At 69.1% G+C, this 5,811-nt stretch carries 5 protein-coding genes; 2 read left to right on the top strand and 3 right to left on the bottom strand.

What is annotated here, in order from left to right; genetic code table 11:
* Together EQG76_RS12635 and EQG76_RS12640 are read left to right on the top strand one after the other, a co-directional pair.
* The coding region (locus EQG76_RS12635) for a peptidoglycan DD-metalloendopeptidase family protein (protein ID WP_159713830.1) at positions 1 to 878 on the top strand (878 nt) is incomplete at its 5' end.
* Positions 879 to 948: 70 nt separating this feature from the next.
* The gene (locus EQG76_RS12640; protein ID WP_159713832.1) at positions 949 to 1,695 is read left to right on the top strand and encodes an SDR family oxidoreductase; all 747 of its coding nucleotides are present in this window, start codon (positions 949 to 951) and stop codon (positions 1,693 to 1,695) included.
* 122 nt (positions 1,696 to 1,817) lie between these two features.
* Here EQG76_RS12640 and clpB read toward each other — a convergent pair whose 3' ends face one another.
* From clpB to EQG76_RS12655, 3 genes are all read right to left on the bottom strand, one after another.
* A complete protein-coding gene (gene clpB, locus EQG76_RS12645; protein WP_159713834.1) occupies positions 1,818 to 4,412 on the bottom strand; it encodes an ATP-dependent chaperone ClpB in 2,595 nt (864 codons plus the stop codon).
* Between the two features lie 135 nt (positions 4,413 to 4,547).
* The gene (gene prmC / locus EQG76_RS12650; RefSeq protein ID WP_159713836.1) at positions 4,548 to 5,393 is read right to left on the bottom strand and encodes a peptide chain release factor N(5)-glutamine methyltransferase; all 846 of its coding nucleotides are present in this window, start codon (positions 5,391 to 5,393) and stop codon (positions 4,548 to 4,550) included.
* 20 nt (positions 5,394 to 5,413) lie between these two features.
* A partial coding sequence (locus tag EQG76_RS12655; RefSeq protein WP_321573459.1) for a peptide chain release factor-like protein occupies positions 5,414 to 5,811 on the bottom strand: 398 nt, incomplete at its 5' end.

The following is a 5,811-nucleotide window of genomic DNA, read 5'->3' on the forward strand; positions in this document are numbered from 1 at the left end:
ACCGCGACGAGACCGGCGGGTTCAGCGCCCGGACGGTGGAGCTGACCCTGGACCGCGAGGACGTGCTGGCCGGTGGGACCATCAGCGGCAGCCTCTACGACAGCGCGCGCGCGGCTGGGATGCCGGCCGAGACGATCATGCGCTTCGTCAAGCTCCTGTCCTGGGACGTCGACTTCCAGCGCGACCTGAAGGAAGGCGACCGGTTCGAGGTCATCTATGACCGCCTGAGCACGCCGGACGGCAGGGAGGCGCGCTACGACGACATCAGCTTCGCCCGGCTGGTCAATGGCGAGCGCGACTTCATCCTCTACCGGTTCGAGCGCGAGGACGGCTCGCGCGCCTGGTACGACGCTAACGGCAAGTCGGTGCGCAAGTCGCTGCTGCGCACGCCCATCGACGGTGCCAGGCTCAGCTCCGGCTTCGGCATGCGCCGCCACCCGGTGCTCGGCTACTCGCGCATGCACAAGGGCACCGATTTCGCGGCTCCCACCGGCACGCCGATCTATGCCGCTGGCGACGGCGTGATCGAGATGCGCGGCCGCAACCGTGGCTATGGCAACTATATCCGGATCCGCCACAATGCCGACTACGCCACCGCCTATGGCCATATGAGCCGGTTCGCCAAGCAGCTGAAGGTCGGCAGCAAGGTGCGCCAGGGCGAGGTAATCGGCTATGTCGGGACGACCGGCCTGTCGACCGGACCGCATCTGCACTACGAGGTCCTGTACCAGGGCGCCCAGATCAACCCGATGTCGGTGAAGCAGAACGTCGCCGAGGAGCTGAGCGGCAAGGAGCTGGCGCGCTTCAAGGCCGAGCGCGACCGCCTGGATGCACTGCGCCGCCAGCTGGCCGCCCCTTCCCAGGTGGCGCAGAACTAGCTCCCGACGCGGTTGGGCAGTCCGCCACCTGGCGCACCGGATCAGCGAGCCGCAGCGAGGGAGACATGGTATGACCAGCGCAGACACCGGCAACAGGGTGGCGATCGTGACCGGGGCATCGCGCGGCATCGGCGCCGCGATCGCGGAGCGCCTCGCCCGGGACGGCCTCGCTGTCATCGTCAACTATGCCGGGCGCGCCGCCGATGCGGCGACGCTGGTGGCGCGGATCGAGCAGGCGGGCGGCCGGGCACTTCCCGTCCAGGCCGATGTGAGCGATCCCGCAGCCGTGGCTCGGATGTTCGACGCGGCGCAAGCGGCGTTCGGTGCGGTCGACGTGCTGGTGAACAATGCCGGCATCATGCAGCTGGCGACGCTGGCCGAGGGTGACGACGCGCTGATCGATCGCCAGCTCGCGGTCAACCTCAAGGGCAGCATCAACACCATGCGCGAGGCGGCGCGCCGGCTGCGCGACGGCGGACGGATCATCAACCTGTCCTCGAGCGTGGTCGGGCTGCGCCAGCCGACCTATGGCGTCTATGCCGCCACCAAGGCCGGGATCGAGGTGTTGAGCCACGTGCTGGCCAAGGAACTGCGCGGCCGCGGCATCACGGTGAACGCGGTGGCGCCCGGGCCGACCACGACCGAGCTGTTCCTGGACGGCAAGCCCCCGGGCCTCGTCGACCAGCTGGCGAAGCTGGCCCCGCTGGAGCGGCTGGGCCAGCCGGAGGACATCGCGGGCGTGGTGGCCTTCCTGGCGGGCCCGGACGGGGCCTGGATCAATGGCCAGGTCCTGCGCGCCAACGGCGGCATCGTCTGACCTCACGCAAACCACCGCCGACTGGGCCGGCGGACGTTCGCGCAATCCCGCTCGTAAAGACAAAGGGCCCGCCCAGCTGCCCGGGCGGGCCCTCCTCCATCCTGGCAGGACGTCCGCGACCGTCAGGCGGCCATCGCCAGGCCTTCCGGCGCGATCTGGAGCTGGCCGTCCGCGACGGTGACCTTCACCCGGTCGCCGTCCTGGATCCGGCCCTCCAGCACCGCGGTCGCCAGCGGGTCCTGTAGATGGCGCTGGATCGACCGCTTGAGCGGCCTGGCGCCATAAACCGGGTCGTAGCCCGCGTCCGCCAGCCAGTCGATCGCTGGATCGGTGATGTCGAGCGTGATCCGCCGGTCGGTCAGGAGCTTCTCCAGCCGCTGCAGCTGGATCCTGACGATCCCGCCCATCTGCGCGCGGCCCAGCCGGTTGAACAGGATGATCTCGTCCAACCGGTTCAGGAACTCCGGGCGGAAGCTGGCGCGAACCACCCCCATCACCTGCTCCCTGGCATCCTCAGCCGACGCACCCTCGGGCAGGGCCGCCAGATACTCCGAGCCGAGATTGCTGGTCAGCACGATGATGGTGTTGCGGAAGTCGACCGTGCGGCCCTGGCCGTCAGTTAGCCTGCCGTCGTCCAGCACCTGGAGGAGCACGTTGAACACGTCCGGATGAGCCTTCTCGACCTCGTCGAACAGGATCACCTGGTAGGGCCGCCGCCGCACCGCCTCGGTGAGCGCCCCGCCCTCGTCATAGCCGACATAGCCGGGAGGTGCGCCGATCAGCCGGCTGACGCTGTGCTTCTCCATGTATTCGGACATGTCGATCCGGACCATGGCCTGCTCGTCGTCGAACAGGAACGAGGCCAGCGCCTTGCACAGCTCGGTCTTGCCGACGCCGGTGGGGCCCAGGAACAGGAAGCTGCCGATCGGCCGGTTCGGGTCCTGCAGCCCAGCCCGCGCGCGGCGGACCGACTTCGCGACGGCTTCCACCGCCGGATGCTGCCCGACCACCCGGGTCTCCAGCTTCTGCTCCATCTGCAGGAGCTTTTCCCGCTCGCCTTCCAGCATCTTGTCAACCGGGATGCCGGTCCAGCGCGACACGACGTGCGCGATGTCCTGCTCGGTGACCTCCTCGGCCACCAGCGGCCGGCTCCTCTCGGCCTCCTGCGCCTCGGCGAGCTTCTTCTCCACGGCCGGGATCTCGCCATAGGCGAGCTTGCCGGCCTGCTCGAAGTCGCCCTTGCGCTGCGCGATCTGCAGCTCGTTGCGCAGCTGCTCCAGCTGCTCCTTGAGCTTGGTCGCGGATGCCAGCTTCTCCTTCTCGGCCTGCCAGCGCGCGGTGATTTCGGCGGACTCCTTCTTCAGCCCGTCCAGTTCCTTCACCAGCTTGTCGAGCCGGTCCTTGGAGGCCTGGTCGTGCTCCTTCTGCAGGGCCGCCTTCTCGATCTCCAGCTGCAGGATGCGCCGGTCCAGCTCGTCCAGCTCCTCCGGCTTGCTGTCGATCGCCATGCGCTTGCGCGCCGCCGCCTCGTCGATCAGGTCAATCGCCTTGTCCGGCAGGAAGCGGTCGGTGATGTAGCGGTTCGACATGGTCGCCGCCGCCACGATGGCACCGTCGGTGATCCGCACGCCGTGATGGAGCTCGTACTTCTCCTTCAGGCCGCGCAGGATCGACACGGCGTCCTGGACGTCCGGCTCGTTGACGAAGACCGGCTGGAAGCGCCGGGCCAGCGCCGCGTCCTTCTCGATGTACTTGCGGTACTCGTCGAGAGTGGTGGCGCCGACGCAGTGCAGCTCGCCGCGTGCCAGGGCGGGCTTCAGCATGTTGGAAGCATCCATCGACCCTTCCGCCTTGCCCGCACCCACCAGCGTGTGCAGCTCGTCGATGAACAGGATCGCGTCACCCTCGCCATGGGCCAGCTCGCTGAGCAGGCCCCTCAAGCGCTCCTCGAACTCGCCACGATACTTGGCACCGGCCACCATGGCGCCGAGGTCCAGCGCCAGCAGCTTGCGATCCTTCAGGCTCTCCGGCACGTCGCCATTCACGATCCGGTTGGCCAAGCCCTCGGCGATCGCGGTCTTGCCCACGCCCGGCTCGCCGATCAGCACCGGATTGTTCTTGGTACGGCGCGAGAGCACCTGCACGACGCGCCGGATCTCCTCGTCCCGGCCGATCACCGGGTCGAGCTTGCCCTCACGCGCCGCGGCGGTGAGATCGCGCGTGTATTTCTCGAGCGCCTGGTACTGGTTCTCGGCCGACGGGCTGTCGGCCCTGCGCCCCTTGCGCACCTGCTCGATGGCGCCGTTCAGCGACTGCGGCGTGACGTTGGCCGCCTTGAGGATCTTCGCCGCTTCCGGATCGACGATTGCCAGCGCCAGCAGCAGCCGCTCGGCGGTCACGTAGCCGTCGCCGACCTTCTTCGCCAGGCCTTCCGCTTGGTCGAACAGCTTGGCGAGCTCCGGGGACAGGTTGACCTGTCCGGCACCGGGGCCCTCGACCTTGGGCAGCCGGGACAGCGCCAGCTCGGTCTCACGCAGTGCCGCCTTCGGATCACCGCCCGAAGCGCGGATCAGGTTGGCGGCAAGACCCTGCTCGTCGTCCAAAAGCACCTTGAGCAGGTGGATCGGCAGGAGTCGCTGATGCCCCTCGCGGAGAGCCAGCGTCTGGGCCGACTGCACGAAGCCCTTTGCCCGATCAGTATATTTCTCAAAGTCCATGGGACACCTCCGTCGACAGGCTCCCCGTATCCCGGGCGAGCCATCGGTCGCGGGCCTTGCAAGAAGCACCCGCACCGTATCGTGTCCTGGAGGTAGGACGCCGTTGATCCGGCGCAAGATCTTGAAAAGTCGCCGCTAGAACAATTGTGGAACATCCGCATCGGAAGCCCGGCGCAGCTCCAGACAGCGCGCGATGCCGGCCAGATCGGCATGGCTCCGTCCGACCAGGCCGTGCTCCGCGAACCATGCCAGGAGCGGTGGCGCTTGGCCCTGTCCGATCTCCAGCAGCACGGTGCCCCCCGGTCCCAGCAGGCGCAGGAAGTCCGGGGTCATCGCCCGGTAGGACTGGAGCCCGTCGACCCCTGGCGAGAGCGCGTCCTGCGGCTCGAAGCGCAGTTCCGGGTCGAGACCGGGCAGATCATCGGCGTCGATATAAGGCGGGTTGGACAGGATCAGGTCGAACTGGCCCGAGATGGCTTCGCCCCAGCTGCCCTGCACCAGTCGCACCCGGTCCGCCACGTCCAGCGCCTGGGCGTTGCGCCGGGTCCAGTCGAGTGCCGCCCGGCTCGTGTCCACGCCCAGCCCTCGGGCTTCCGGATACTCGGCCAGGAGGGTCAGCAGGATGCAGCCGGAGCCTACGCCTAAGTCCAGGATCCGCAGCGCCGCCCTGCGCTCCGGCCAGCGGCGCAGCGCTACCTCGACCAGGGTCTCGGTCTCGGGACGCGGCACCAGCACGCCCGGGCCCACCAGGAACGGCCGGCCGAAGAACTCCCGACTGCCGGCCAGATAGGCGAACGGCTCGCGCCGCACCCGCCGCTCGACGAGATCCTCCAGCCGTGCCGACTGCGCAGCGGTGAGCTCGCGCCGGTCGCCCGCCAGCTGCTCGGTCCGGCTCCAGCCGGTGGCGAGGCCAACGAGCAGGGCCGCCTCGCGCCCAGGCGCCTCGATCCCGGCCGCCTGCAGCCGCCGCCGCGCTTCCAACAGGGCTTCATCCAGCCTGGTCACTCGAGCTGGGCCAGCTTGCGCGCCTGGTCCTCGGCGACCAGCGCATCGACGAAGCGGCCGAGGCCTGGCCCCGCCAGCACCTCGTCCAGGGCGTAGAGGGTGAGGTCGATCCGGTGGTCGGTGACCCGGTTCTGCGGGAAGTTGTAGGTGCGGATCCGCTCGGAGCGGTCGCCGGTGCCGATCTGCTCGCGCCGGTCGGCCGAGCGCTCCTGGTCGGCGCGGGCCCGCTCCTGGTCGAACAGCCGGGCGCGCAGGATCTTCATGGCGCGCGCCTTGTTGCGGTGCTGGGAGCGCTCGTCCTGCTGGAACACGACGATGCCGCTCGGCAGGTGGGTGATGCGCACCGCACTCTCGGTACGGTTCACGTGCTGGCCGCCGGCACCCGAGGCCCGCA

The sequence above is a fragment of the Geminicoccus flavidas genome (assembly GCF_009806515.1).
Lineage (GTDB): Bacteria > Pseudomonadota > Alphaproteobacteria > Geminicoccales > Geminicoccaceae > Geminicoccus > Geminicoccus flavidus.

Excerpts from the sequence above, each read along its gene's own strand:
- EQG76_RS12640 (WP_159713832.1), top strand. The coding sequence starts at position 949 with ATGACCAGCGCAGACACCGGCAACAGGGTGGCGATCGTGACCGGGGCA.
- clpB (WP_159713834.1), bottom strand. The coding sequence starts at position 4,412 with ATGGACTTTGAGAAATATACTGATCGGGCAAAGGGCTTCGTGCAGTCG.